Here is a 25091-nt window from a genome sequence, read left to right as displayed (position 1 = left end):
CAAAGGCAAAGTTTGAACGCAACAAACCGCACGTGAACATCGGCACGATTGGTCACGTTGACCACGGCAAGACGACGCTGACGGCGGCGATCACGAAATACTTTGGCGATTTCCGGGCCTACGACCAGATCGACGGCGCGCCGGAAGAGAAAGCCCGCGGCATCACCATCTCGACCGCGCACGTCGAGTATGAAACCGAAGCGCGTCACTATGCGCACGTCGACTGCCCCGGCCACGCCGACTATGTGAAGAACATGATCACCGGTGCCGCCCAGATGGACGGCGCGATCCTGGTGGTGAACGCGGCCGACGGCCCGATGCCCCAGACCCGCGAGCACATCCTGCTGGGCCGCCAGGTCGGCATCCCGACCATGGTCGTCTACCTCAACAAGGTCGACCAGGTTGACGACGCCGAGCTGCTGGAGCTGGTGGAAATGGAAGTCCGCGAACTGCTGAGCTCGTATGACTACCCCGGCGACGACATTCCGATCATTCCGGGTTCGGCTCTGGCCGCAATGGAAGGCCGCGACGCGGAAATCGGCGAAGAGTCGATCAAGAAGCTGATGGCCGCTGTCGACGAATGGATCCCGACGCCCGAGCGCGCCGTGGACCAGCCGTTCCTGATGCCGATCGAAGACGTGTTCTCGATCTCGGGCCGCGGCACCGTTGTGACCGGCCGTGTCGAGCGTGGCGTGATCAACGTGGGCGACGAAATCGAAATCGTCGGCATCCGCGACACCAAGAAAACCACCTGCACCGGCGTGGAAATGTTCCGCAAGCTGCTGGATCGGGGTGAAGCCGGCGACAACATCGGCGCCCTGCTGCGCGGTGTGGACCGTGAAGGCGTGGAACGTGGCCAGGTGCTCTGCAAGCCCGGTTCCGTGAAGCCGCACAAGAAGTTCGAAGCCGAAGCCTATATCCTGACCAAGGATGAAGGTGGCCGTCACACGCCGTTCTTCGCCAACTACCGCCCGCAGTTCTACTTCCGCACCACGGATGTGACCGGCACGGTGACACTGGCCGAAGGTACGGAAATGGTAATGCCCGGCGACAACGTGAGCTTCGGCGTCGAGCTGATTGCCCCGATCGCGATGGAGCAGGGCCTCCGCTTCGCCATCCGCGAAGGCGGCCGCACCGTCGGCGCCGGCGTGGTGTCGAAGATCGTCGAATAAGACATAGCGGGGCAGGGGGACCCCCCCCTGCCACCAGCGTGATTGAAACGGCCCTCCCACCTTGGGGGGCCGTTTTTCGTTTGTTCACGCTTTTCTGAAAAGCTCGTCCCGTGATCGGCGGAAATTGCGGCACTCGCGGGATCGTGTTGGCCAGACTTTGCCGCCCTGCGCAACGACAGGGTTGATATTCATGTATCAGGACGTAGGGTTTTAAGCGGGTAAGAAGACAAAACGGAATATGCGACTAGGTAGATTTGTACTGACGCTGTTTCTGGCGCTGGTTCCCTTTATGGGGGTGGCGCGGCCGTCCGATACCGGTGCCGCGACCGATCAGGCCCGAACCTGCACCGAATTCACCGGCGACTACGCCCGGATCATGTCTGCGTGCCGGGTGGCGCTGGACCGTCCGGATATCTCCGACCGAACCCGGCAGGATCTGATGGATGGGCTGGCTTGGGCGCACTATTACCTGAACGATATCGACGGTGCGCGGAGTGTTTTTCAGCAGATACTGGCGCGTTATCCAAACTCGGAAGACGGGATGACGGGCCTTGCCTGGCTGGCCTATGACGACGATTCATACGATCAGGCAGCGGAGCTGTTTGCCCGGGCGATGGATGTGTCCCCCAATGCCGAAGTGCTGGCCGGGTACGGCGCCGCGCGCTATATGGCGCGCCTTGATCCGCTGGATGCGGCCTTGGCCCGGATCGATACCGCCCTGACGATCGACCCGGAGTATATCTGGGCGCTGCGCCGTAAAGGTTGGTTTCTTGAAGAGGCAGGCCGCCTTGCCGAGGCTGAAGCCGCCTTTCGCCGTGCGATAGACGTACAGCCTGACGATGCGGCCTCGCTCTACGGATTGTCCTATGTCTTGGGACGTAGCGGGAAATGGGCACAGGCACTGCCCTATGTGAACCGCGCATTGGAAGAGCGGCCCGATTATCTGGCCGCCCTGTCGCGACGCTCGCTGGTGCTGTTCAACCTCGGGCGTCTGGGAATGGCCCTGCGCGATGCTGACCGGATGATCGCCGCCGATCCCGGGTGGTCCGAAGGATACGTGCGCAAGGCGCGGGCACTGTTCCGGCTGCGCCGAAATGACGATGCGGTTGCCGCACTGGCCACAGGAGACAAGGCTGTCGGCTACAACAGCTTTCTGTTGTACTGGTACGCACGGATGCTGGTCGATACCGGCCACAGTGCGCAGGCGCTGGACCAGATCGACCGGATTGACGCCCGCGGCGATGCCGATTTTCACGATGTTCTGCTCCAGACGCGGATTGCGCTGGTGATGGGAAACACCGTGTTGGCGCGACAGGCGATAGACCGCTCTCTGGGCTTTCGCCCGACCGATAAATGGGCGCTGTACTACGCCACGCTCGTTCTGGTTGCGGAAGGCCGTTACGACGAGGCCGAGGTCCGGTTCGATGCAGCGCTGCGGGCCGGTTTGAGCAAGGAAAAGCTGCCCGATTTCATCAAGGCCCTTCTGGGTCGCAACGAACATGCCCGTGCGGTGAAGCTGCGCGACCGATACGTGTCACAGGCCAGCGGAGGCTAAAGCCGCCCGGTGCGCCTGTCGCTGTCGTCGGTGATCGTGTCGAGCGCGGATTGCAGGTTCAGGCGCAGCGTCTCGACCGTCTCGGCGTCGGCTTTGCGCGGGACGGTTTCATTCCACTCCCGGCACATCAGAACACCGCGCGAAAACGGCACTGGCAGCATGATCCTGTCCCAACTTGGAAAGGTGAGCGCGCGATTGGCCGACCAGGACAGAACGAACACGCGCTTGCCCGTGCTGCGCGCCCAGACGATGGGCACGGTTGACGCCTGCCGCGCCGGGCCGCGCGGCCCATCCACCGCGATACCGATGCTATAGCCTTCGCCGATGTGGCGCAGGACTTCGCGCGACAGGGCGACATGGCGTTTGTGGCTCGACATCGGGATGGTGGCAAAGCCGAACCGGCCCAGAACCTTCCCGACCAGCCGCCCGGCCCGGGCCGAACTGGTCAGCGAGCAGAACTTTCCCAGGTCCTGATTGAACATGAAGGGTGCCATCACAAGCCGCTGATGCCAGACGGAAAAAATGACCGGCTCGCCCTGCGCCAGAACCGCATCCATAGCCTCGAATCCCTCCGCCTCCCAGCGCGAGGTGCGTTGGGCAAAGCGAATATACCCCGCGAAGAACGACTCCACGGCGCGGTTGACCCGCTTGCTGTCGGCGATTTTCCTGCGAAGCGACACGGGTGCGCCTTTCGGTCGGTGACGGTGCCTGCGCTTACACCGCGAAATCGCCCGCAAGGCAAGAGCGGGGCAATTTCCCCCTTGCCCCGCGCGCGGGCCTGTCATAGATCATGCGCGGCCTTAGGGGTATAGCTCAGTTGGTAGAGCGACGGTCTCCAAAACCGTAGGTCGCGGGTTCGAACCCTGCTGCCCCTGCCAGTTTCCCGAAATTTGCGAAATCTGCCCGGATGTGACCGGGTTCACAGCTTTGGCGCGGGTTTCGCCCAGAATGGGGTGATTGCCCGGGGGTGCATCTGCTACCATGGGCGCAGTGGTTCTGACATTTCAGTATCGAGGCCCCGCCATGATACGCATTCTATTGGTCTTTCTTCTGTTGCTGCCCTCGGGTGCGATGGCGGACAAGGTCGCGCTGGTGATCGGCAACGCGGCCTATGACTCGGTGGCCGTGCTCGACAATCCGGCAAACGATTCGCGCGATGTATCGCGGGCGCTGGCGCGGCAGGGGTTCGATGTGATTGCCGCGAACGATCTGAACCGCGTGCGGATGCGTGACACCCTGCGTGAATTTCGCGAGTTGGCCGACCGGGCCGAGGTGGCGCTGGTGTATTATGCAGGCCACGGGATCGAGATTGCGGGCCGCAACTATCTGGTGCCGGTGGACGCGCGGCTGGAAGACGAGCGCGACGCTGAGCTCGAGATGATCGACCTTGACCTGGTGCTGGCCCAGATCTCGGGGGCGAAGGCGCTTAAGATGGTGGTGCTGGATGCCTGCCGCAACAACCCTTTCGTCGTCAAGATGAAGCGCGCCGAGGCGGGGCGCAGCGTCAAGGCGGGGCTGGGGCGGATCGAATTCGCGCAGGCGGACACGCTGATCGCCTATGCCGCTGCCGCCGGAGAGATTACGCCCGATGGGGCCTCTGGCGGAAATTCGCCTTTTACCCGCGCGTTTCTAAGCGCGCTGGAGGGGCCGCCCACGGATGTGCGCCGCCTTTTGGGGCGGGTACGCGACCAGATGCGCCAGGATGTGCCGGATGCCGCACCATTTGTGTATACGTCGCTGGGTGGCGGGGAATTTGTCATCAACCCCAATAGCAAAGGCGCCAGTCAGCCCGTGGCGCAGGCTGCGGGCCCCAGCATTTCAGAAGATTTCATCTCCACCGATCGCGCCGGCGATTTCGATGCCTGGAATGGGTTCCTTTTGCGACATGAAGGGCAAAGCGATCACCCTTTGTATGCCTTCGCGCTGGAAAAGCGCGAGTCGCTGCGCGGTGCGCGTGTGGCGCTTGCCACCCCCGAGGCCGCCGGCCCAAATCCCGAGCGCCCCGCCGCTCGTGCCGAGCCAGAGCCGACACCCACGCCAGACCCGCAGGCAATAGCCCGTGCCGTGCCTGTCCCGGATGACGAAGTGGCGCGGCAGTTGCAGGTATTGCTGCGCGACGCCGGGTGCTATCGGGGCGCGATTGATGGCATTCTGGGCCGCGGCTCTCGCGGTGCCTTGGCGCGCTTTGCGGCGGCCGCCGGGATCGACCTGCCATCGCAGGCTACCGTAGGCGGCGCGCCATTGCAGGAGACGCTTGCGCAGGTACAGGACAATGTGGGCGTCGAATGCCCACAGGTGGCGGCTGTGCGCCGCACACCGCAGCCGCGTGTGTCGACGAAGCCGGCCACCGCTCCGGTATCCGCGGCGCCGACTCCGCAACCGCAAACGCTGCCGCAAGACAGCCGAGAGCCGCGCCGGACCAAGCTGCTGCCGGAAAAGGGATCGGAGCAGATCGAATGCAAAGGCCCGCGCCGCAAATTCTATGACTGCCCGTAGCACCTAGCTTTTGAAGGGTTTCATCCCCTTGCGGGCCAGTTCGTCGGCGCGTTCGTTTTCGGGGTGCCCGGCATGGCCCTTAACCCATTTCCACGTCACCTTGTGGCGCGCCTGAGCCGCGTCCAGCCGCTGCCACAACTCGGCATTGGCGACGGGTTTCTTGGCGGCGTTTTTCCAGCCGTTGCGCTTCCAGCCGTGGATCCAGCCGGTGATGCCGTTCTTGACGTAGTTGCTGTCGGTCACCACGGTGATTTCGGTCGCCCGGCCCAGCGTTTCCAAAGCGTTGATCGCGGCCAGCAGTTCCATCCGGTTGTTGGTGGTCTGCGGCTCGCCGCCGTTCAGCTCACGCTCTTTGACCACGCTGTCGCCCTGCTTGGCCTGCAACAGCACACCCCAGCCACCGGGGCCGGGATTTCCCGAACAGGCGCCATCGGTATAGGCAAAATACTCAGCCATCGGTTTTCCGTGTCAGCAAGGTGATCCAGGGTTCGACCGCACCGGCCAGACCCGCCTCTGCGCCATGCGATTGTTCCAATATCTCGAAGCCCTGCGCATCCAGACGGGCAGTCAGATCAACGGCCGAGTAGTAGGTATAGCTCCGGCCGAGGGCGTCGCGGGCGCTGTCTTTGCCGGTTTTCATGCCGATATGGAACAGCCCGCCGGGGCGCAGCGCGGTGGCGATGTCGGCAAGGTGGGCATCAAAACGGTCGCGGGGGGCGTGCAGCAGCGAAAAATTGGCCCATACGCCATCAAGACTGGCCGGGGGCAGGGTGCCAAGGTCGTCGAACGTGGCTTGCTGCGCCTTGACCCCGGGATGGCGCCCGGCAAGGCGCACCATCTCGGCCGAGGCATCGGTGGCCAGTACCTCGTGGCCTGCGTCGGCCAGCCGGGCGGCCATGTGCCCGGGGCCACAGCCAAGGTCCAGCACGCGGGCGCGGGCGGGCAGGGCAGACGCAAAGGCATCCTGTGCGGGGTCGGGTGCGCCCTGAAACCGCGCGGCATACTCGGCGGCGCGTGTGTCGTAGACGCGAATGGTGTCGGGGTCGGTCATATCGGCAACGGTTGTCTTGCGGCGCTTAGGCGCGTTCGGCCATCAGGCGCGCGGCCAGCCCGGCGAACGACGCGGCAAAGGCGCGGCGCATCCACGTCATGGCGCGTTGATTTTCTACCAGATGGGCGCGCACCACAGAGGAAACCAGCGCATAGCCCACCATCACCGCGCCTGTCATGGCAACGAAACCGGCGCCCAACTGCGCCATCAGAAGCGTCGGGGCCGCCGCGTCGGCGGGCATGAACTGCGGCAGGAAGGCGACGAAGAAGATCGGCAGTTTCGGGTTCAGCAGGTTCAGCAGGATACCCCGCATCACGATCGTTGCCGGAGCCGACGATCGGGCTGCGCGATCCGGCTCGACCCGCAGCGCACCAGTGCCGCGCAGCGTGGTCCACGCCATCCACAGCAGATAGGCGACACCGGCGAATTTGATGGTCTGGAACAGCAGGGCCGAGGTGTGCAGGATCGCGGCCAGCCCGGCCATCGCGGCAGCCAGATGGACGGCGGTGACGATGGTGCAGCCGAGCGCCGCCCAAAGCCCGCGCGACAGCCCTCCGCCAAGTGCGGTCGAGAGCGTGAAGATCACACCGATCCCGGGCGTGAGGCAGACAATCAGGGCGGTCAGCAGGAATTCAACAGACATCAAAAGCCTTTCGCGCGGTGCAGGTGTTCGTACCTGCCACGGCCCGCGGGTTCTGACAACCCGCAAGGCATGCGACTAGGCCGGTTGGCGCAGCACCCGGGGCACTTTGAATTCGACGTTCTCAACGGCGGTTTCTACCGGCTCGACGGTCAGGTCAAAGCGGTCGGCAAGGGCATCGACCACTTCTGACACCAGCGTTTCAGGCGCCGAGGCGCCCGCGGTCAGCCCCATGGTGCGCACGCCGTCCAGCGCGCGCCAGTCGATGTCGGTGGCGCGTTGCACCAGTTGCGAATAACTGCACCCGGCGCGGGCCGCGACTTCGACCAGACGTTTGGAATTTGACGAATTGGGCGCGCCCACCACCAGCATTGCCTGCGCACGGGGTGCGATGGCTTTCACGGCCTCTTGCCGGTTGGTCGTGGCATAGCAGATGTCTTCCTTGTGCGGGCCGACGATGGCGGGAAACCGTGCCTGCAAGGCGGCCACGATCCCGGCTGTGTCATCGACCGAGAGCGTGGTCTGGGTGACATAAGCAATGCGCGCGGGGTCGCGCACGACGACATCGGTCACATCGGCCTCGGTTTCCACCAGCAGCACGTCGCCTTCGGGCAGCTGGCCCATTGTGCCGATGGTTTCAGGGTGGCCGCGATGGCCAATCATGATGATCTGCAACCCGGCGTCGGCGTGGCGCTGGGCCTCGATATGCACCTTGCTGACCAAGGGGCAGGTGGCATCGACGTAAACCATGTTGCGGTGTTCCGCCTCGGCCGGGACCGATTTCGGCACGCCATGCGCGGAAAAGATCACGGGACGGTCGGCGGGGCATTCGTCAAGTTCTTCGACAAACACCGCCCCCTTGTCCCGCAGCCCGTCGACGACGAACTTGTTGTGCACGATTTCATGGCGCACATAGACCGGCGCACCCCATTTCTGGATCGCCATTTCCACGATCTTGATGGCTCTGTCGACACCGGCGCAGAACCCGCGCGGTGCAGCCAGATACAATGTCAGGGGTGGTTTTGTCATGATGGACGCTCCATCGCGCTGTTGGGGTCAGAGCTGCCCCAAACGCGAAAACCGCGCCGGTTCTCCGGCGCTGTCAGGGCCTTTGCCCGGGCGGTTTCGTTATCTGGCGCCGGCTGCAGCCACGCGCGAGTCGTCCTGCGAATGATCGCGGGGCGGACGGCCAATGACTTCCTTCAGCTCTTCCAGTTCGATGAAGTTGTCGGCCTGGCGGCGCAATTCGTCCGAAATCATCGGCGGCTGGCTGCGGATGGTCGAGACGACCGACACCCGGACACCCTGACGTTGCAGGCTTTCCACCAACGGGCGGAAATCGCCGTCGCCGGAAAACAGAACGATGTGGTCCACACGCGGCGCCAGTTCCATGGCATCGACGGCAAGTTCGATATCCATGTTACCCTTCACCTTCCGACGCCCCATGCTGTCGGTGTATTCCTTGGCCGGTTTCGTGACCATCGTGAACCCGTTGTAATGCAACCAGTCCACCAGCGGCCGGATCGGCGAATATTCGTCGTTCTCAAGCAGGGCTGTATAGTAAAACGCGCGCAGAAGCTTGCCGCGACGCATGAATTCCTGTCGCAACAGCTTGTAGTCGATGTCGAACGACAGGGCCTTCGCGGCCGCGTACAAATTCGATCCATCGATGAACAGCGCGAGCCGTTCGTCCTTGTAAAACATTATTATCGTCCTTCCGGTAAGCCGCGCCGCTTTGTCCGTGAGTGAGTGAGTGAGTGAAAAATTCAGCTACGCGGTGGACTTAAAATAAGGTAACTGATTCAGTCCGCAAGTCTAAAGACTAGGTGGGGAGAGGTCAAAATTGTTCAAGAACCGGAATGAAATCGTTATCGCGCTGGGCGGAAATCTGCCTTTGGCGCAACATTCCGTCGGGTCAACCGTGAGCTGTGCGATTGGCGCCATTTCGCGTCAGGTCGGAATGATTCGCGCCATTAGCAGGTTTTATGCCACGCCCTGTTTTCCGGCGGGTGCCGGGCCAGATTACGTGAATGCAGCACTTATTGTTGAAAATCATGCATCTATCCCCGACCTCTTGGCAAGCCTTCATCGGATCGAGCGTGATTTCGGCCGGGAACGGCAGGAAAGATGGGGCGCACGGACACTTGATCTGGACGTGATTGCCGCCGGGCAGGAGATTTTTCCGGACCCTGCAACCCAGGCCGGGTGGATGAACCTGCCGCCCGAAGCGCGCGGCGAAAAAGCACCGGACAGCGCCATTGTGCCGCACCCCCGTCTGCAGGAGCGCGCCTTTGTGCTGGTGCCGATGCTGGACATTTGCCCTGACTGGGTTCATCCTGTCACCGGGCGCACGGTTGCGCAGATGGCTGCGGCGCTTGCGCCGGGCGAAATTGACGCGGTGCGCCCGATTTAGGGGGCTTGCGCCTTGTGTTTCGGCAGAATCCTCTTTAGATAGCGACCTTCTGTAAGGTTTCTCAAGCTTGGAGAATGTTCCATGGCCCGCGTGACGGTCGAAGACTGCGTTGACAAGGTTCCGAACCGGTTCGAACTGGTGATGCTGGCGGCACACCGTGCCCGCGAAATTTCGGCCGGGGCGCCGATCACCGTGGATCGTGACAACGACAAGAACCCCGTCGTCAGCCTGCGCGAGATCGCGGATGAGACCCAGCGCGCCGATGATCTGCGTGAGCGTCTGATCGAAAGCAACCAGAGCCAGATCGAAGTCGACGAACCCGAAGAGGATTCGATGGCGCTGCTTATGGGGGCCGAGAACGACAAGCCGGTCGAGGACGATATGTCGGAAGAGCGGCTGCTGCGCGCTCTGATGGAGGCCCAAGGCCAGGGCTGAGAACCAAAGGCAGGGTTCGGACCGGATGATTTCTGCTGACGACCTGATCGAGTTGGTCCGAAACTACAACCCCAAGACAAATGTCGCCCGCCTGACAGAGGCGTACGACTACGGCGCGGCGATGCACGAGGGCCAGTTCCGCCACTCGGGCGAGCCCTATTTCACGCATCCCGTCGCCGTCGCCGCGATCCTGACGGAACAGCGGCTGGACGACGCCACCATCATCACCGCCCTGCTGCACGACACGATCGAGGATACCAAGGCCTCGTATCAGGAAGTGTCGAACCGGTTTGGCAAGGAAGTGGCCGAGCTGGTCGATGGCGTCACCAAGCTGACCAACCTGCAACTGTCGAGCGCCGAAACCAAGCAGGCCGAAAACTTCCGCAAGCTGTTCATGGCGATGAGCAAGGATTTGCGGGTCATTCTCGTGAAGCTGGCCGACCGTTTGCACAACATGCGCACGATCAAGTCGATGCGCCCTGAAAAGCAGGTGCAGAAGGCGCGCGAAACCATGGACATCTTCGCGCCGCTTGCGGGCCGCATGGGGATGCAGTGGATGCGCGAGGAACTCGAAGATCTCTCTTTCCGGGTGCTGAACCCCGAGGGCCGCCAGTCGATCATCCGTCGCTTCATCACCCTGCAACGCGAATCCGGTGATGTGATTCCGCGCATCACCCGCGACATGCGGGCCGAACTGGAGAAGGCGGGGATCGAGGCCGAAGTGTTCGGCCGCGCCAAGAAACCCTATTCGATCTGGCGCAAGATGCAGGAAAAGGATCAGGGCTTTTCCCGCCTGTCCGACATTTATGGCTTTCGCATCATCACCGGCTCCGAAGAAGATTGTTACCGGGTGCTGGGTGCAATTCACCAGCGTTGGCGCGCGGTGCCGGGCCGGTTCAAGGATTACATCAGCCAGCCCAAAACCAACGGCTACCGCTCGATCCACACCACGGTGTCGGGCCGCGACGGCAAGCGGGTCGAGGTGCAGATCCGCACTCACCAGATGCATGACGTGGCCGAAACCGGCGTGGCGGCGCATTGGTCCTATCGCGATGGCGTGCGCGCGCGAAACCCGTTTGCGGTGGACCCGGCCAAATGGATCAGCTCGCTGACCGAACAATTCGACTCTGAAGAAAACCACGAGGAATTCCTCGAAGCGGTCAAGCTCGAGATGTATTCCGATCAGGTGTTCTGCTTCACCCCCAAGGGTGACGTGATCAAGCTGCCGCGCGGGGCGACGCCGATCGATTACGCCTTTGCGATCCACACCCGCATCGGCAGCGCCTGCGTGGGCGCAAAGGTCGATGGCATCCGCGTGCCGCTGTGGACCCGGCTCAAGAACGGCCAGTCGGTCGAGATCATCACCGCCGAAGGCCAGACGCCGCAGGTCAGCTGGCTGGACATTGCGACCACCGGCAAGGCGCGCACCGCGATCCGTCGCGCCCTGCGGGTGATCGACCGCGAACGCTTTATCAAGCTGGGCCGCGAGTTGGCGCGCTCGGCCTTTGAGCATGTCGGACGGCAGGCCACCGACAAGGCGTTGGCAACCGCCGCGCGGCTGTTGCGTCTTGATGGCCAGGACGAACTGCTGGCCCGCCTTGGCAGCGCCGAACTGACGACACACGAAGTTGTGCAGTCGGTCTATCCCGAACTGGCCCGCGTCGAGGCCGATCAGATTTCGCCCCGCCGCGCTGTGGTCGGCCTTGCCCCCGGGCAGTCGTTCGAACGTGCCCATTGCTGCCAGCCGCTGCCGGGCGAACGCATTGTCGGGATCACCTTCCGGGGCAAGGGCGTTGTGGTCCACGCGATCGATTGCGATCTGCTTGGCGATTACGAAGATCAACCCGACCGCTGGATCGACCTGCACTGGCACGACGGCACCCATCCGGCGGTCTATGGCGCGACCATCGATCTGACCATCGGCAACGACGCGGGCGTCCTGGGGCGGATCTGCACCTTGATCGGAGAGAAGAAGGCCAATATCTCGAACCTGAATTTCGTGGATCGGAAACCGGATTTTTACCGCCTTATGATCGACGTGGAATTGAGGGATGCCGAACAACTTCATTCCTTAATGCTGACACTCGAGGCGGATAGCGATGTCGCCGCGGTCGAGCGGTTCCGCGAAAAATCGAAGCCCCATGCGCGGGCAGGATAACTCGTAACCCGGGAAAGAAGGACGTTCCCTTGGTATTCAGACGCCGTGACCGACGCCCGCTGCTGCGCACGATCGCGGATTTCCTGTATCCCCGGGGCGGCTGGACCCGCGCGTTCCACTACGTCAAACACCGCGTCCGCCGTCTGCCCGACAGCCCCGAACGAATCGCGCGCGGGATCTTTGCCGGGGTCTTCACCACCTTCACGCCCTTCTACGGGATGCACTTTGTGGTCGCCGCCATCGTCGCGCGCACCCTGCGCGGCAACATCTTCGCCGCGCTGATGGCCACCTTCTTCGGTAACCCGCTGACCTACGTCCCGATCGGCCTCGTTTCGCTCAAAACCGGTTACACCCTGCTGGGCACCCGTTTCGACGAAGGCAAGCACCGCTCTTTCGGTGGGAAATTCGCCGATGCGGGCCACGACCTGACCAACAATTTCCTTGCCATCTTCACCGACCGCACTGCCGATTGGCAGGGCCTGCGCGTGTTCTATGACGAGGTGTTCTTTCCCTACATGATCGGCGGGCTGATCCCCGGCGTGATCGCAGGCTGTATCGCCTATTACCTCTCGGTCCCGGTGATCCGCGCCTATCAGAAACGCCGTCGCGGCGCGATCAAGGCCAAGTTCGAAGCGATCCGCAAAAAGGCCGCCGTCGCCGAGGCCACGCGCAAATCCAACGCCAAAAAGGCAGACTGACGCCGCAGACCCGGCTTCTTTTCGGCCAAAATACTCCTGGCGGAGTCACCCGCACGTTCCTTTCCACGGCGGCTGGGGTGTTTTCCATGCCGCCGCCTTGCGCTAGAACCACGGGAAAGACACATCGGCGGAGCCAGGCCATGACAACCCAATCCCCCCTGCGCCTTGGCGTGAACATCGACCATGTCGCCACCGTGCGGAACGCGCGCGGCGGTGCCACGCCGGACCCGGTCCGCGCCGCGCAGATGGCCGAGGCGGCGGGCGCCGATGGTATCACGGCACATCTGCGCGAAGATCGCCGCCACATCAGCGACGCCGACATCGACGGGTTGATGGCCGCGCTGCGTGTGCCGCTGAACTTTGAAATGGCCGCCACGGCCGAGATGCAGGCCATCGCCCTGCGCCATCGGCCCCATGCTGTTTGCATCGTGCCCGAGAAGCGCGAGGAACGCACGACCGAGGGCGGGCTTGAAGTCGCGCGCGAGGAAAACCGGCTGGCGCATTTCATCGCCCCGCTGCGCGAGGCCGGATGCCGCGTGTCGATCTTCATCGCCGCCGACCGCCGCCAGATCGAGGCCGCGCATCGCATCGGCGCCGAGGTGATCGAGCTGCACACAGGCGCCTATTGCGACGCCCACGCCGAGGGCCGCCTGGCCGAGCGCGACCGCGAACTGGCCGCGCTGCGCGAGATGTCGGCATTCGCCCATTCGCTCGGGCTCGAAGTGCACGCGGGCCACGGGCTGACCTATGACACCGTTCAGCCGATTGCCGCGTTCCCCGAAGTGCGCGAGCTGAACATCGGCCATTTCCTGATCGGAGAGGCGATCTTTCGCGGGCTAACCCCCGCAATCGCGGAAATGCGCCGCCTGATGGACGACGCCCGCAGCCAGCGCGCGGTGTCCTGATGCCGCGCTTCCCTCGGCCGGGGGGCGCATCGTGATCCTCGGCATCGGCACCGATCTGGCCAACATTGATCGAATCGCGGGTACGCTCGACCGGTTCGGCGACAGGTTCCGCAACCGCGTCTTCACCGACATCGAACAGGCCAAGGCGGAACGCCGCGCCGACACGCCCGGCACCTATGCCAAGCGCTGGGCCGCGAAAGAGGCCTGTTCCAAGGCGCTGGGCACCGGCCTGCGCATGGGCATCGCGTGGAAGGACATGGCCGTGTCGAATCTGCGCACCGGTCAGCCGGTGATGCATATGACCGGCTGGGCGAAAGAGCGGCTGGACAGCATGACCCCACCGGGCCACGAGGCGATCATCCACGTCACCCTGACCGACGATCATCCCTGGGCGCAGGCCTTCGTGGTGATCGAGGCCCGCCCCAAGGCCCCCGATACCCCTGAAACGTGACGCTGGCCCGGGTTGACACCGCCCGGGGCTACCCGCATGTACCGCGCAGCGACAACGTGCGGAGAGCAGTATGGCAACCCAGGCCAAACCCGGAAATGCGGTGGTCGAGACCATCAAGACCATCGTGTACGCCCTGCTGATCGCCGGCGTCTTCCGCACCCTGTTTTTTCAGCCGTTCTGGATTCCCTCTGGTTCAATGAAGGAAACGCTGCTGATCGGCGATTTCCTTTTCGTCAACAAGATGAGCTACGGCTATTCCTACGCGTCCTGCCCCAGCGTGAAGATCCCGCGCTTTGGCATCGATATTGATGCCAGCGACATCTGCGGCTGGTCGCGCGGCGACAATTCGCGCCTGTTCGGCAGCGAACCCGAACGCGGCGATGTGGTTGTGTTCCGCCACCCGGTGACGGGCAGCGATTTCATCAAGCGGCTGATCGGCCTGCCGGGCGACAAGGTTCAGGTGCGCGATTCGGTTCTGTATATCAACGACGAAGCCGTCGGCCTTCAGGACGCGGGCGAATTCGAGGAACTGATGGCACCCCAAGGCCCCGAGGGCTCGCCCCCGCGGTGTGAAAACGCGCCAGTCGGCATGGGCGGAAGCTGCCTGAAATCGCGCCAGATCGAAACCCTGCCGGGCGGGGTCAGCCACACGATCCTCAATATCGGCCGTCAGAGCCTGGACGACACCGGCGTGTTCCTTGTGCCGGATGGCCATTATTTCTTCATGGGCGACAATCGCGACAACTCCACCGACAGCCGCGTGCCGCAAACCGCGGGCGGCGTGGGGATGGTGCCCTACGAAAACCTGATCGGTCGCGCCGATCGGATCATGTTCTCTTCCGCCGGGCGGTCGATGCTGTTCTTCTGGACATGGCGTGGCGATCGCTTCTTCAAAGGCATCGAATAGGGCGCGTCGGGGATGAAGCTGTCGGCCGAGATGCGCGCCTTTGAAGAGCGGATCGGGCATCGGTTCGACCGGCCCGAACTGCTGGTGCGCGCGCTCACCCACGGCTCGGTGTCCTCTCCCAACCGCACCGACAACCAGCGGCTGGAGTTTTTGGGCGACCGTGTGCTGGGCCTTGCGATGGCCAGCGCGCTGCTGGACGATGACAAGGCCGCGACCGAGGGCCAGCTGGCGCCCCGGTTCAACACGCTGGTGCGCAAGGAAACATGCGCCGATGTCGCGCGCGAGATCGGGCTGGGCGAGGTGCTGAAGCTTGGCCGTTCGGAAATGCTGTCGGGCGGGCGGCGCAAGCAGGCGCTGCTGGGCGACGCGATGGAGGCGGTGATCGCCGCCGTGTTCCGCGATGCCGGGTTTGTCGTGGCCGCCGAGATGGTGCTGCGCCTTTGGGGTGATCGGATCGGGCAGGTCGAAACCGATGCCCGCGATGCAAAATCCGCGCTGCAGGAGCGTGAACAGGCCAAGGGCCACACGCCGCCCCGCTACGAGGTGGTGCGCCGCGAAGGCCCCGACCACGCGCCTGAGTTCACGGTTGCCGTGCGCCTAGCCGACGGGTCTGAAGCGCAGGCCAAGGCCGCATCAAAGCGCAACGCCGAACAGGCGGCCGCGCAACAGATGCTGGACCAGTTGGGCTAAGCCCCGGCATTCAACACCATTCCGCGTGATGTCGGCCCGGGTTCCCCGGGTCGCCCAACACCTGTGCACAATTCAAACACATCCTGACGAAAATTTCGTGAAAAATGCATGTATCATAATTTGCGACCAGATTGGTCCCGATTTGGACGCAATCCAGAACGATCCAGCCACCATGGCGCCGGAAAAAGGCGTGAAGGTTCAAGAAAGAACACCAAGTGGCAGGCGAATCCTTTCTGTTGTCGGGCGATCAGATCGCGACATATGGCAACAATCAAATGAGCTACCCGGATGGGGTGCCGACGATCAAGCTTAACTCGGTCAAGACATTGGGCGATGCGGATTCGCGGTTCTTCCTGGTGCGGACGCAGGGCGACGGGGATGAGGTCACCAATGGCCAGTTCTGGACGGTTTACCCGGCGGTCAGCGACGGGGCCGGCGGGCTGATGCCCGGCCCGACCCCGGTGTTCGAGCCGAACTATGCCACGCCCGATGGCTATGAAGGCGCGGCGGGCGGAGACAGCTACAACATCTTTGGCATGTTCGGCGGCACGAAATTCGCGGTGAACCTTGACGGGTTCCAGGGCGCCAAGACCTTCACCGCCACGCGCGGCGAAGACCGCACCGGCGGTGATTACGATGGCGAGATGGACCTGGCCGAGATCGCAGCGGCCAACCCGGATGGCGGCATATGTTTCCTGCGCGGTACGCCCGTGGATACGCCCGATGGCCCGCGCCGGATCGAGACGCTGAAACCGGGCGACATGGTGCTGACCGCCGACAAAGGCGCGCAGCCTTTGCGCTGGGTTGCAATGACACGGGTGCGATTGGGGGCAGGAAACCGCGATCTGGCCCCGGTGCGGATCAAGGCGGGGGCGCTGGGGGGCGGTCTGCCCTTGCGCGACATTTGCGTGTCACCGGCCCATCGCGTGCTGCTCAGCGGTCCGCGCTGCGAACTGCTGCTGGGGGTACCGCAGGCGCTATGCCCGGCGCGGATGCTGTTGGACGGGGTCAATATCACCCACGATCCGGCCGAGGGCACGGTGGAATACTGGCATCTTCTGTTCGATGACCACGAAATCCTGACGACCGCCGGCATGGATAGCGAAAGCTTTCATCCCGGCGCCCGGGCGCTTGGCGCGCTGGACGTGGACGCGCGGTCCGAAGTGCTGCGCCTGTTCCCACAGCTTGCCGGACTGGCCGCGCGCGCCCCGGCCCTGGCGCGCCCCGTGCTGCGCGCCTTCGAGGCCCGCGCCGTGCTTGGACGCACGGGCACCTAGAACGCGCGTCGGCTTGCCAACAGCCCAGCCTCTGGCGGTGACGGCCAACATGCGCTAATCCGCGACGGCACGCGCACCCCGCGCGCGCCCCGCAACAAGGATACCGCAGATGAGCACACGCGCCGGATTCGTCGCCCTGATCGGAGAGCCGAACGCAGGCAAGTCCACCCTGCTCAACCGCATGGTCGGGGCCAAGGTGTCGATTGTAACCCACAAGGTGCAAACCACCCGCGCCCGCATTCGCGGCGTCGCCATGGAAGGCGACGCGCAGATTGTCTTTGTCGACACGCCCGGCCTGTTCCAACCCCGCCGTCGGCTCGATCGCGCGATGGTTGCCGCCGCCTGGGGCGGCGCGGGCGACGCCGATGTGATCGTGCTGATGGTCGAAGCCCACCGCGGCATCACCGATGGCGTGACCCGCATCCTTGAAACACTGGCCGAAGTGGGCCAGGGTCGCACCGTGGCCCTTGCTATCAACAAGATCGACCGCGTCCCCTCGGAGGCGCTGCTGGGCCTGACCAAGGACCTGAACGAAACCTACGATTTCGCCGAAACCTTCCTGATCTCGGCCGAACGCGGCCACGGCACCGACGACCTGCGCAAATGGCTCGCGACACAGCTGCCCGAAGGCCCCTGGCTCTACCCCGAGGATCAGATCGCCGATCTGCCGATGCGCATGATCGCGGCCGAAATGACACGGGAAAAGCTGACCCTTCGCCTGCATCAGGAACTGCCCTACCAGATGACGGTGGAAACCGAAGCATGGGAGGACCGCAAGGATGGTTCAGCTCGGATCGAACAGGTGATCTATGTGGTCCGCGACGGGCACAAGGGCATTGTGCTGGGCCACAAGGGCGAAACGGTCAAGGCCGTGGGCAAGGCCGCCCGTGAGGAACTCGAGACTTTCCTGGGCCGCAAGGTGCATCTGTTCCTGCAGGTCCGCGTGCGCCCGAATTGGCTGGAGGAATCCGAACGCTATTCGCAGATGGGTCTTGATTTCAAAGATGGCAACTGACGCGATGGCCCCCTGCTTCTCTTTTGCGAAAATACTCCCGCCGGAGGCATCCGACCTCTCGGCCCGGCAAAGGGCCGCGGTGGCATGGCGCGGCTGACCGCCGATTTCTGGGTTCGCGCCTACTTGGCGCGGCTGCGTCTGGCTGACATTCCGGCCTTTGTCACCTCACGTGGCGATGCCACGGCCGGGGCGGTACTGGTCAAGCTGAACACGCTCGACGGGCAAGCCACGGCATTCCAGCGGGAATTCAACTTGATGACGGGCGCCCGCGCCTGGGTCGAACTGGCACACGGCCCGGAGGCAGAAGTTGACGCTGCCATCACCCGCCAACGCAGCTTCGATCCCGACCTCTGGGTGATCGAAGTCGAAGATCGCTCGGGGCGCCATCTGCTTGATCAGGACGGCCTGTCCGAGTGAACCTTGGCAAAAATCGTCTCCCGTGTCTTGATGCGGGCGGATGGGTTTGGGGTAGGCAATGGCAACCGAATGGCGTGATACAGGCATCTTGCTGGCCAGCCGCCGCCACGGCGAAAGCGCCGCGATCGCAGAGGTCTTCACCCGCGCGCACGGCCGCCATGCCGGGGTGATCCGAGGCGGTGCCAGCCGACGCATCGCACCGATCCTGCAACCTGGTGCCCAGCTTGACGTGACCTGGCGCGCAAGGCTGGACGATCACGTGGGGGCCTTTACCGTTGAACCCCAACGCAGTCGCGCCGCCACGGCCATGTCGGGCCGCCTGTCGCTGGCCGGGCTGAACGCCGTCTGCGCACTGGTGCAGTTCTCGCTGCCCGAACGCGATCCGTCACCGGAATTCTACGACAGGACCGAAGCGCTGCTGGATCTGTTGGGACAGGATGATGTTTGGCCACTGGCCTACCTGCAATGGGAGCTGGCCCTTCTTGAAGTCACGGGCTTCGGGCTGGACCTGTCGGCCTGCGCGGCGACGGGTACCAACGAAGAGCTGATCTTCGTTTCACCCCGCTCGGGCCGCGCAGTATCACGTCAGGGGGCAGGGGAATGGGCCGACAGAATGCTGCCGCTGCCCCGCTTCATGGGGCTGCGCGAAGCGGTGACGGATCAGGGCATTGCCGAAGGCTACACGATGACAGGGCACTTCCTGAACAACCGCCTGGCGCCCGCACTTGGCAACCGCCCGCTGCCCGAGGCGCGCGCGCGGTTTGTCACGCTTTTCGACCGGATGCGCCGGGATTAGGCCCGGCGGGACGCCGCTCTTTGCTCGCGCAAAGTCGCCCCGCCCGCCGTCCCGTGCCGTTCCCTGCTTCTTTTCCGCTCAAATCTTCAAAGTCCGACGGCCGCGCCGCCGCGCGACCTATCCCAGAAGGCGGCGCGCGATGACCTGGGCCTGGATCTCGGCCGCACCTTCAAAGATGTTCAGGATCCGCGCGTCGCACAGGATCCGCGACACCTTGTATTCCAGCGCAAAGCCGTTGCCGCCGTGGATTTGCAACGCGTTGTCGGCGCAGGCCCAGGCCACACGGGCACCTAGCAGCTTGGCCATTCCGGCCTCGAGATCGCAGCGGCGGTCGTGGTCTTTTTCATAGGCCGAGAAGTAGGTCAGCTGACGCGCCACCATGATTTCGACGGCCATCATCGCCAGCTTTCCCGACACGCGAGGGAAGGCCAGCAGGGGTTTGCCAAAGGCCTTGCGGTCTTGCGCATATTGCAGCCCGACATCCAGTGCCGACTGGGCCACGCCGATGGCGCGGGCGGCGGTCTGGATGCGCGCCGCCTCGAAGGTGCGCATCAGCTGGCGGAAACCCTGGCCTTCCTCTCCGCCCAGAAGGTTCTCGCCCTTCACGCGGAAATTGTCGAAGCCCAGTTCGTATTCCTTCATGCCGCGATAGCCCAGCACCTCGATTTCGCCTCCGGTCATGCCCTCGGACGGGAAGGCGTTGTCCTCGGTGCCCGGTTCCTTTTCCGCCAGGAACATCGACAGGCCGGTATGGTCGGTCGTGGCCGGGTCGGTGCGCGCCAGCACTGTCATCACGTGGGCGCGGGCGGCGTGGGTGATCCATGTCTTGTTGCCGGTGATCGCGTAATCGCCATCCTCGCCCTTCACCGCGCGGGTGCGCAGCGCGGCCAGGTCCGAGCCGGTGTTCGGTTCGGTGAACACGGCCGTGGGCAGGATTTCCCCGCTCGCGATGCGCGGCAGCCAATGGCTTTTCTGTTCGTCCGTGCCGCCGCCAAGGATCAGCTCGGCTGCGATTTCCGACCGGGTCCCAAGGCTGCCGACACCGATATAGCCGCGCGACAGTTCTTCCGACACCACCACCATCGACGCCTTTGACAGCCCGAAACCACCAAGGTTTTCCGGGATCGTCAGGCCGAAGACACCCATCTCGGCAAGTTCCTCGATCACCTCCATCGGGATCAGCTCGTCCTTGAGGTGCCAGTCGTGGGCGTGGGGTTCCACCTTGTCCACCACATAGCGGCGGAACTGCTCGCGGATCATTTCCAGCTCTTCGTCCAGACCCGAAGCGCCAAAGCAGATATTGGCGGCCTGTTCCTGCATCAGCTCTGCCAGGCGCGTCCGCGCGGCCTGCGTGTTGCCAGTCGCGATCAGGCGCGACACCTCGGGCGTCTGAAAGGCGGTCATCTCTTCTGCGCCAAGTCCCAGGTCGGCGGCGCGGACGATTTCTCCCTGGCTCATCGGGATGCCCCCGGCGATCTGGGCAAGGTATTCGCCGAAGGCGATCTGGTGGATCAACTGTTCGATTTCACCGAAGCGCCCTTCGGACTGCAACCCGGTGGCCCATTTCTGCATCTGGCGCAGGCTTTCGGCATAGGTCGCAAGCCATGCCAGACCGTGGGTGGCGGTCTGCTCACTTTCGATCAGCGCGACCGAGAGCTTGCCGTTTTCGCTGACGCGGCTGCGAAGAGCCTCGCGGGCGGCGTCGAACAGCGTCTCGACCGGGGCGAGGGCGGCGCCGGTAACATCCAGCAGATCGGGCATAAGCAAGGCGGGGGTCATGGCGGTGTCCTGTCCATCGTGGGGCATGAATCGCGTCCTTTTTCCGGTGTCGGTTGCTGGTAATCATTTTGCAGTTGCAGCGCAACAAAAATACGCGTGGCGGTAAATTCAAGACCGAAAGTTGCGCTGCTTTTTGGCGTGCAGCGGCGGACGAGGCTGCTATTAAGGCGCTATGATCGTATTGGATGCATTTGCAGAAATCGGGCTGGGCCTACCGCAACTGGCGCTTGCGGTGGCGGTGGCGCTTGGGGCCGGGGTGGTGAAAGGCATGGTGGGGTTCGCCATGCCAATGCTGATGATTTCGGGGCTCAGCATGATCATGGGGCCGGAGTTGGCGCTGGCCGCGCTGATTTTTCCCACGGTAATGACAAACGGTGTGCAGGCGCTGCGGCAGGGCCGTGCGGCGGCATTCGATTCGGTGCGCAAGTTCCGGGTGTTCCTGCTGGTGGGGGGCGCATTCCTGTTGATGAGCGCTCAGCTGGTGCGGGTGCTGCCGGCGCCGGTGTTCCTGTTGATGCTGGGCATTCCGGTGATGTTTTTCGCGTTGATTCAGCTGGTTGGCCTGCGGCTGAAGCTGGAACAGCGCAGCCTCAAGATCGAGGTGGGCATCGGCGCGCTGGCCGGGTTCATCGGCGGGCTGTCGGGAGTCTGGGGTCCGCCAACGGTGATGTATCTGACCGCTTTGGACACGCCGAAACAGGAGCAGATGCGCATTCAGGGCGTGATCTATGGGTTGGGCGCCGTGTTCCTGCTGATCGCGCATACCGGCTCGGGCGTGATGCGGGCCGAGACGGTGCCGCTGTCGGCGGCGATGGTGCTACCTGCGCTGGTCGGCATGTGGATCGGCGGGCGGTTGCAGGACAGGATCGACCAACGCGCCTTTCGCCGGGCCACGCTGGCGGTGCTGCTGATTGCCGGGCTGAACCTTGTGCGGCGCGGTTGGATCATGCTGTAGCGCAGCATGTCACGACATAAAGTCGCCCCCACAGCTGTCGCCCACGCCGGGGGCTAGTTCGGGTGCGACCACTCGAAACGTCACATCGTACAGCAACGCGCCATTGTGCCACGCGCGAAACCGCCACGGGCCGGGTACCATTTCCTCGACCGTGTCGAAGGAATAGGCGTTGATCGATGGCTCTTCGCCGCCCAACTCGGTGACATAGCTTTGCCGCGTAGTGCCCGAATTCAGGAAGGGCGGGTGCGTCACCTCGATCAGCACCGGATAATAGATGTCGGCCGTGGTGCCCACGCTGCGGATGCCAAAGGAAATGCCCGGCATCGCGGGAACAGCGGCGCCCGGCCAGATGATATCGGGGATGTCCGGCAGCAGGTCGATCTTTTGCGCCTGCGTGTCGGGCGCGATCACTTCTCCCACCGGGCGCTGCTGGCAGAAAGCACCCGCCACGCCGGTCAGGCGATCAGGATCAAACCAGATCTCGGCCCGGGCGGGCAGGGCGGTGGCAATGCAGATCAGCAAGGAAAACAGAGGCACGCGCATGTGCTAAGCAGGCCGGTCGGTGCCGGCTTTGTCAAGGCGGGCCAAACGCAAAACGCCCCCGGCGCGAACCGGAGGCGATTGTTGTTTCAAAAACGGTGGCCTTAGCCGATGGCGCAGGCTTTTACATCGTCGTCGATGTAGGGCACGTATTGCGCGAAGTTGTCGGCAAACATCTGCACCAGCTTGGCCGCGGCCTGGTCGTAGCCTTCGGCGTTGCCCCAGGTGCGGCGCGGATCCAGCAGAAGCTGCGGGACACCCGGCACGTCAACCGGCACGTCGAAGCCAAAGTTCGGATCCTTGCGGAATTCGGCATTGGCCAGCGTGCCGTCCAGCGCGGCGGTCAGCAGGCCGCGGGTCGCCTTGATCGGCATCCGGTGGCCGGTGCCATAGGCGCCGCCTGTCCATCCGGTGTTGACCAACCAGCAGGTCGCGCCATGCTGGGCGATCTTGTCGCGCAGCAGGTTGCCGTACACCTCGGGGCGGCGCGGCATGAAGGGCGCGCCGAAGCAGGTCGAGAATGTCGGCTCGGGCTCGGTCACGCCACGCTCGGTGCCCGCAACCTTCGAGGTAAAGCCCGACAGGAAGTGGTACATCGCCTGCGCCGGGGTCAGCCGCGCGATCGGCGGCAGAACGCCAAAGGCGTCGCAGGTCAGCATGATGATGTTCTTGGGGTGGCCGCCCAGCGCGCTGGCCGACGCGTTCGAGATGTACTCCAGCGGGTAGGCCGCGCGCATGTTGGCGGTCAGGCTGTCGTCTTCGAAGTCCAGTTCGAAGGTCTCGGGGTCGAACACCATATTCTCGATCACGGTGCCGAATTTCGACGTTGTGGCATAGATTTCCGGCTCGGCCTCGGGGCTGAGCGAAATCGTCTTGGCATAGCAACCGCCTTCGAAGTTGAAGGTGCCGCGATCCGACCAGCCGTGTTCGTCGTCGCCGATCAGCACGCGCGCCGGGTCGGCCGACAGGGTGGTTTTGCCGGTGCCCGACAGGCCGAAGAAGATGGCCGTGTCGACAGGGTTGCCCACCGCGTGGTTGGCCGAGCAGTGCATCGGCATGATGCCTTTTTCGGGCAGCAGGTAGTTCAGCAGCGTGAACACAGATTTCTTGTTCTCGCCCGCGTATTCCGTGCCGCCGATCAGGATGATCTTGCGATCGAAGTTCATCGCGATGACGGTCTCGCTGCGGCAGTCATGCTTGGCCGGATCGGCCTTGAAGCTGGGGCAGTTGATCACTGTCCAATCGGCGGTGAAATCGTCCAGATCGGCGCGGTCGGGGCGGCGCAGCATGTGGCGGATGAACAGCCCGTGCCAGGCCAGTTCGGTCACCATGCGCACGTCGATGGAATTGGCCGGGTCGGCACCGCCAACCAAATCCTGCACGAAGAAATCGCGCCCCTTCATATGCTCGGTCATGTCCGCATAGAGCGCGTCGAAGCCTTCCGGCGACATGGCGGCATTGTTCTCCCACCAGATTTTCTCGGCGACGCTGTCGGTTTTCACGACATGCTTGTCCTTGGGAGAGCGGCCGGTGAACTTGCCCGTGCTCACAAGGAAGGCGCCGCCGTTGCCCAATTTGCCTTCGCCGCGCATCAATGCGGCCTGTACCAGCGCCGGTTCGGTCAGGTTGTAATGCACCTGACCCAGACCTTCGATGCCCTGATCCTCGAGTCGGAACTTGGGGTTGACCCGTCCGGTTGTCATCTTTCGTCTTCTCCATATGGCTGCGCAAGCCGCGTGCCGGGCGGTTGCGACAGGGGGGCGTTGGTTCGGGTCTTAACATGACGCTTTCGGCGGTGAACAGGACGCTTTGATCCAGTTAGCGCAACCAAGGCGATGTTTAGCGCAACCATGGATTTAGTGGACGGCCGGGGCGTGGCGGATGTGCGACAATTCAAACATCCTCAACGTTTTTTTGTCCAAATCGGGGCCAATCACGTGGGTGATTCGCAGTTAAGGATTGATTCGGTCAGGTAAAGCGGTGAAAGATACGCGAAAAACTACTAATCGAGCATAATAGGGGCACCTAGATGTCAAAAATCGCATTGGTCGATGACGACAGGAATATCCTGACGTCGGTGTCGATGACGCTCGAGGCCGAAGGCTTCGAGGTTGAAACGTATAATGACGGTCAGGCGGCGCTGGACGCCTTCAACAAGAAGCTGCCCGACATGGCCGTTCTTGACATCAAGATGCCGCGTATGGACGGGATGGACCTGTTGCAGCGCCTGCGCCAGAAAACCCAGATGCCGGTGATCTTCCTCACTTCCAAGGATGACGAGATAGACGAGGTTCTGGGCCTGCGCATGGGTGCCGACGACTATGTAAAGAAACCGTTTTCCCAGCGGCTTCTGGTGGAACGCATTCGCGCGCTGCTGCGCCGTCAGGAAGCGGTCGAAGGCGACGCAACCGGCACCGGCCCCGAAGCTAAGGTGATGGAGCGCGGCCATCTGCGCATGGATCCGCTGCGCCATTCGGTCAGCTGGAAAGGCAAGGATGTGTCGCTGACGGTGACGGAATTCCTGCTGCTTCAGGCGCTCGCGCAGCGCCCCGGTTTCGTCAAGAGCCGCGATCAGCTGATGGATGTGGCCTATGACGATCAGGTCTACGTCGATGATCGCACCATCGACAGCCATATCAAGCGCCTGCGCAAGAAGATGCGCAGCGCCGATGACGATTTCTCCGCCATCGAAACGCTTTATGGCATCGGCTATCGCTACAACGAAGAATAACCACAGGGCA

At 63.4% G+C, this 25091-nt stretch carries 26 protein-coding genes and 1 tRNA gene; 18 read left to right on the top strand and 9 right to left on the bottom strand.

Features of this window, described 5'->3' with window-relative positions:
- Both tuf and FGK64_RS05685 read left to right on the top strand, forming a co-directional pair.
- Nucleotides 1-1172 (top strand): elongation factor Tu (tuf, locus tag FGK64_RS05690; protein WP_138863075.1); only part of this gene is annotated, 1172 nt, incomplete at its 5' end.
- 238 nt (nucleotides 1173-1410) lie between these two features.
- A complete protein-coding gene (locus tag FGK64_RS05685) occupies nucleotides 1411-2727 on the top strand; it encodes a tetratricopeptide repeat protein (protein WP_138862792.1) in 1317 nt (438 codons plus the stop codon).
- Here FGK64_RS05685 and FGK64_RS05680 read toward each other — a convergent pair.
- The gene (locus FGK64_RS05680) at nucleotides 2724-3407 is read right to left on the bottom strand and encodes a lysophospholipid acyltransferase family protein (protein ID WP_171053982.1); all 684 of its coding nucleotides are present in this window, start codon (nucleotides 3405-3407) and stop codon (nucleotides 2724-2726) included. The genes FGK64_RS05685 and FGK64_RS05680 overlap by 4 nt on opposite strands.
- A 122-nt stretch (nucleotides 3408-3529) precedes the next feature.
- Here FGK64_RS05680 and FGK64_RS05675 point away from each other — a divergent pair.
- Nucleotides 3530-3605: transfer RNA gene (locus tag FGK64_RS05675), tRNA-Trp, on the top strand.
- A gap of 145 nt (nucleotides 3606-3750) precedes the next feature.
- Nucleotides 3751-5223, top strand: coding sequence for a caspase family protein (locus FGK64_RS05670; RefSeq protein WP_171053981.1), 1473 nt, complete (start codon nucleotides 3751-3753; stop codon nucleotides 5221-5223).
- A 3-nt stretch (nucleotides 5224-5226) separates the two neighbouring features.
- Here FGK64_RS05670 and rnhA read toward each other — a convergent pair whose 3' ends face one another.
- The 5 genes from rnhA to FGK64_RS05645 form a co-directional block, all read right to left on the bottom strand.
- Nucleotides 5227-5679 carry a ribonuclease HI gene (rnhA, locus tag FGK64_RS05665; RefSeq protein WP_138862789.1) on the bottom strand — a complete coding sequence of 151 codons (453 nt, stop codon included), beginning with the start codon at nucleotides 5677-5679 and terminating at the stop codon, nucleotides 5227-5229.
- Nucleotides 5672-6274 (bottom strand): class I SAM-dependent methyltransferase, encoded by a 603-nt coding sequence (locus FGK64_RS05660; protein ID WP_138862788.1) that lies wholly within the window; start codon nucleotides 6272-6274, stop codon nucleotides 5672-5674. Before FGK64_RS05660 ends, rnhA begins: the two co-directional genes overlap by 8 nt.
- Nucleotides 6275-6299: 25 nt before the next feature.
- Nucleotides 6300-6917 carry a LysE family translocator gene (locus FGK64_RS05655; protein WP_138862787.1) on the bottom strand — a complete coding sequence of 206 codons (618 nt, stop codon included), beginning with the start codon at nucleotides 6915-6917 and terminating at the stop codon, nucleotides 6300-6302.
- 75 nt (nucleotides 6918-6992) lie between these two features.
- Nucleotides 6993-7943 carry a 4-hydroxy-3-methylbut-2-enyl diphosphate reductase gene (gene ispH / locus FGK64_RS05650; RefSeq protein WP_138862786.1) on the bottom strand — a complete coding sequence of 317 codons (951 nt, stop codon included), beginning with the start codon at nucleotides 7941-7943 and terminating at the stop codon, nucleotides 6993-6995.
- A 99-nt stretch (nucleotides 7944-8042) separates the two neighbouring features.
- Complete coding sequence (locus FGK64_RS05645; protein ID WP_138862785.1) at nucleotides 8043-8618, bottom strand: LabA-like NYN domain-containing protein; 576 nt, start codon at nucleotides 8616-8618, stop codon at nucleotides 8043-8045.
- Between the two features lie 139 nt (nucleotides 8619-8757).
- On the opposite strand from FGK64_RS05645, the gene folK reads away from it, so the two are divergent.
- The 12 genes from folK (at nucleotide 8758) to recO (ending at nucleotide 19076) form a co-directional block, all read left to right on the top strand.
- Entirely contained in the window at nucleotides 8758-9327 is a 570-nt protein-coding gene (gene folK, locus FGK64_RS05640; RefSeq protein WP_138862784.1) for a 2-amino-4-hydroxy-6-hydroxymethyldihydropteridine diphosphokinase, read from the top strand.
- Nucleotides 9328-9408: 81 nt separating this feature from the next.
- Nucleotides 9409-9762: a DNA-directed RNA polymerase subunit omega gene (gene rpoZ, locus FGK64_RS05635; RefSeq protein WP_138862783.1), complete on the top strand. Its 354-nt coding sequence runs from the start codon at nucleotides 9409-9411 to the stop codon at nucleotides 9760-9762.
- A 25-nt stretch (nucleotides 9763-9787) separates the two neighbouring features.
- Nucleotides 9788-11920, top strand: coding sequence for a RelA/SpoT family protein (locus FGK64_RS05630; RefSeq protein ID WP_138862782.1), 2133 nt, complete (start codon nucleotides 9788-9790; stop codon nucleotides 11918-11920).
- A gap of 29 nt (nucleotides 11921-11949) precedes the next feature.
- The gene (locus FGK64_RS05625; RefSeq protein WP_138862781.1) at nucleotides 11950-12618 is read left to right on the top strand and encodes a DUF2062 domain-containing protein; all 669 of its coding nucleotides are present in this window, start codon (nucleotides 11950-11952) and stop codon (nucleotides 12616-12618) included.
- A gap of 140 nt (nucleotides 12619-12758) precedes the next feature.
- Nucleotides 12759-13523: a pyridoxine 5'-phosphate synthase gene (locus tag FGK64_RS05620; RefSeq protein WP_138862780.1), complete on the top strand. Its 765-nt coding sequence runs from the start codon at nucleotides 12759-12761 to the stop codon at nucleotides 13521-13523.
- Between the two features lie 31 nt (nucleotides 13524-13554).
- Nucleotides 13555-13974, top strand: coding sequence for a holo-ACP synthase (acpS, locus tag FGK64_RS05615; RefSeq protein WP_138862779.1), 420 nt, complete (start codon nucleotides 13555-13557; stop codon nucleotides 13972-13974).
- Nucleotides 13975-14044: 70 nt separating this feature from the next.
- The gene (gene lepB, locus FGK64_RS05610; protein ID WP_138862778.1) at nucleotides 14045-14881 is read left to right on the top strand and encodes a signal peptidase I; all 837 of its coding nucleotides are present in this window, start codon (nucleotides 14045-14047) and stop codon (nucleotides 14879-14881) included.
- A gap of 12 nt (nucleotides 14882-14893) precedes the next feature.
- On the top strand, nucleotides 14894-15571 hold the full coding sequence (gene rnc / locus FGK64_RS05605; protein WP_138862777.1) for a ribonuclease III: 678 nt from the start codon (nucleotides 14894-14896) through the stop codon (nucleotides 15569-15571).
- 275 nt (nucleotides 15572-15846) lie between these two features.
- On the top strand, nucleotides 15847-16848 hold the full coding sequence (locus FGK64_RS05600; protein ID WP_138862776.1) for a Hint domain-containing protein: 1002 nt from the start codon (nucleotides 15847-15849) through the stop codon (nucleotides 16846-16848).
- A gap of 109 nt (nucleotides 16849-16957) precedes the next feature.
- The gene (era, locus tag FGK64_RS05595; RefSeq protein ID WP_138862775.1) at nucleotides 16958-17863 is read left to right on the top strand and encodes a GTPase Era; all 906 of its coding nucleotides are present in this window, start codon (nucleotides 16958-16960) and stop codon (nucleotides 17861-17863) included.
- A gap of 84 nt (nucleotides 17864-17947) precedes the next feature.
- On the top strand, nucleotides 17948-18280 hold the full coding sequence (locus FGK64_RS05590) for a DUF1491 family protein (protein ID WP_138862774.1): 333 nt from the start codon (nucleotides 17948-17950) through the stop codon (nucleotides 18278-18280).
- Between the two features lie 58 nt (nucleotides 18281-18338).
- Nucleotides 18339-19076: a DNA repair protein RecO gene (recO, locus tag FGK64_RS05585; RefSeq protein WP_138862773.1), complete on the top strand. Its 738-nt coding sequence runs from the start codon at nucleotides 18339-18341 to the stop codon at nucleotides 19074-19076.
- A gap of 117 nt (nucleotides 19077-19193) precedes the next feature.
- On the opposite strand, the gene FGK64_RS05580 is transcribed toward recO, so the two are convergent.
- The gene (locus FGK64_RS05580) at nucleotides 19194-20882 is read right to left on the bottom strand and encodes an acyl-CoA dehydrogenase family protein (protein WP_138862772.1); all 1689 of its coding nucleotides are present in this window, start codon (nucleotides 20880-20882) and stop codon (nucleotides 19194-19196) included.
- Between the two features lie 145 nt (nucleotides 20883-21027).
- On the opposite strand from FGK64_RS05580, the gene FGK64_RS05575 reads away from it, so the two are divergent.
- A complete protein-coding gene (locus FGK64_RS05575; protein WP_138862771.1) occupies nucleotides 21028-21810 on the top strand; it encodes a sulfite exporter TauE/SafE family protein in 783 nt (260 codons plus the stop codon).
- 9 nt (nucleotides 21811-21819) lie between these two features.
- On the opposite strand, the gene FGK64_RS05570 is transcribed toward FGK64_RS05575, so the two are convergent.
- Both FGK64_RS05570 and FGK64_RS05565 read right to left on the bottom strand, forming a co-directional pair.
- On the bottom strand, nucleotides 21820-22353 hold the full coding sequence (locus FGK64_RS05570; RefSeq protein ID WP_138862770.1) for a DUF3859 domain-containing protein: 534 nt from the start codon (nucleotides 22351-22353) through the stop codon (nucleotides 21820-21822).
- Nucleotides 22354-22454: 101 nt separating this feature from the next.
- Nucleotides 22455-24053 (bottom strand): phosphoenolpyruvate carboxykinase, encoded by a 1599-nt coding sequence (locus FGK64_RS05565; protein WP_138862769.1) that lies wholly within the window; start codon nucleotides 24051-24053, stop codon nucleotides 22455-22457.
- 326 nt (nucleotides 24054-24379) lie between these two features.
- On the opposite strand from FGK64_RS05565, the gene FGK64_RS05560 reads away from it, so the two are divergent.
- Nucleotides 24380-25081 carry a response regulator transcription factor gene (locus FGK64_RS05560; RefSeq protein WP_138862768.1) on the top strand — a complete coding sequence of 234 codons (702 nt, stop codon included), beginning with the start codon at nucleotides 24380-24382 and terminating at the stop codon, nucleotides 25079-25081.
- Nucleotides 25082-25091: the final 10 nt, after the last annotated feature.

Origin of the sequence: Arenibacterium halophilum, from assembly GCF_005938225.1 — a bacterium.
Classification (GTDB): Bacteria; Pseudomonadota; Alphaproteobacteria; order Rhodobacterales; family Rhodobacteraceae; genus Arenibacterium; species Arenibacterium halophilum.
This window is presented reverse-complemented; position numbering and strand designations above follow the sequence as displayed.

Coding starts and splice junctions, on each gene's coding strand:
- FGK64_RS05685 (WP_138862792.1), top strand. CDS start 1,411: ATGCGACTAGGTAGATTTGTACTGACGCTGTTTCTGGCGCTGGTTCCC.
- FGK64_RS05670 (WP_171053981.1), top strand. CDS start 3,751: ATGATACGCATTCTATTGGTCTTTCTTCTGTTGCTGCCCTCGGGTGCG.
- rnhA (WP_138862789.1), bottom strand. CDS start 5,679: ATGGCTGAGTATTTTGCCTATACCGATGGCGCCTGTTCGGGAAATCCC.
- FGK64_RS05660 (WP_138862788.1), bottom strand. CDS start 6,274: ATGACCGACCCCGACACCATTCGCGTCTACGACACACGCGCCGCCGAG.
- FGK64_RS05655 (WP_138862787.1), bottom strand. CDS start 6,917: ATGTCTGTTGAATTCCTGCTGACCGCCCTGATTGTCTGCCTCACGCCC.
- ispH (WP_138862786.1), bottom strand. CDS start 7,943: ATGACAAAACCACCCCTGACATTGTATCTGGCTGCACCGCGCGGGTTC.
- FGK64_RS05645 (WP_138862785.1), bottom strand. CDS start 8,618: ATGTTTTACAAGGACGAACGGCTCGCGCTGTTCATCGATGGATCGAAT.
- rpoZ (WP_138862783.1), top strand. CDS start 9,409: ATGGCCCGCGTGACGGTCGAAGACTGCGTTGACAAGGTTCCGAACCGG.
- FGK64_RS05630 (WP_138862782.1), top strand. CDS start 9,788: ATGATTTCTGCTGACGACCTGATCGAGTTGGTCCGAAACTACAACCCC.
- FGK64_RS05620 (WP_138862780.1), top strand. CDS start 12,759: ATGACAACCCAATCCCCCCTGCGCCTTGGCGTGAACATCGACCATGTC.
- lepB (WP_138862778.1), top strand. CDS start 14,045: ATGGCAACCCAGGCCAAACCCGGAAATGCGGTGGTCGAGACCATCAAG.
- rnc (WP_138862777.1), top strand. CDS start 14,894: ATGAAGCTGTCGGCCGAGATGCGCGCCTTTGAAGAGCGGATCGGGCAT.
- FGK64_RS05600 (WP_138862776.1), top strand. CDS start 15,847: ATGAGCTACCCGGATGGGGTGCCGACGATCAAGCTTAACTCGGTCAAG.
- era (WP_138862775.1), top strand. CDS start 16,958: ATGAGCACACGCGCCGGATTCGTCGCCCTGATCGGAGAGCCGAACGCA.
- FGK64_RS05590 (WP_138862774.1), top strand. CDS start 17,948: ATGGCGCGGCTGACCGCCGATTTCTGGGTTCGCGCCTACTTGGCGCGG.
- recO (WP_138862773.1), top strand. CDS start 18,339: ATGGCAACCGAATGGCGTGATACAGGCATCTTGCTGGCCAGCCGCCGC.
- FGK64_RS05580 (WP_138862772.1), bottom strand. CDS start 20,882: ATGCCCCACGATGGACAGGACACCGCCATGACCCCCGCCTTGCTTATG.
- FGK64_RS05575 (WP_138862771.1), top strand. CDS start 21,028: ATGATCGTATTGGATGCATTTGCAGAAATCGGGCTGGGCCTACCGCAA.
- FGK64_RS05570 (WP_138862770.1), bottom strand. CDS start 22,353: ATGCGCGTGCCTCTGTTTTCCTTGCTGATCTGCATTGCCACCGCCCTG.
- FGK64_RS05565 (WP_138862769.1), bottom strand. CDS start 24,053: ATGACAACCGGACGGGTCAACCCCAAGTTCCGACTCGAGGATCAGGGC.
- FGK64_RS05560 (WP_138862768.1), top strand. CDS start 24,380: ATGTCAAAAATCGCATTGGTCGATGACGACAGGAATATCCTGACGTCG.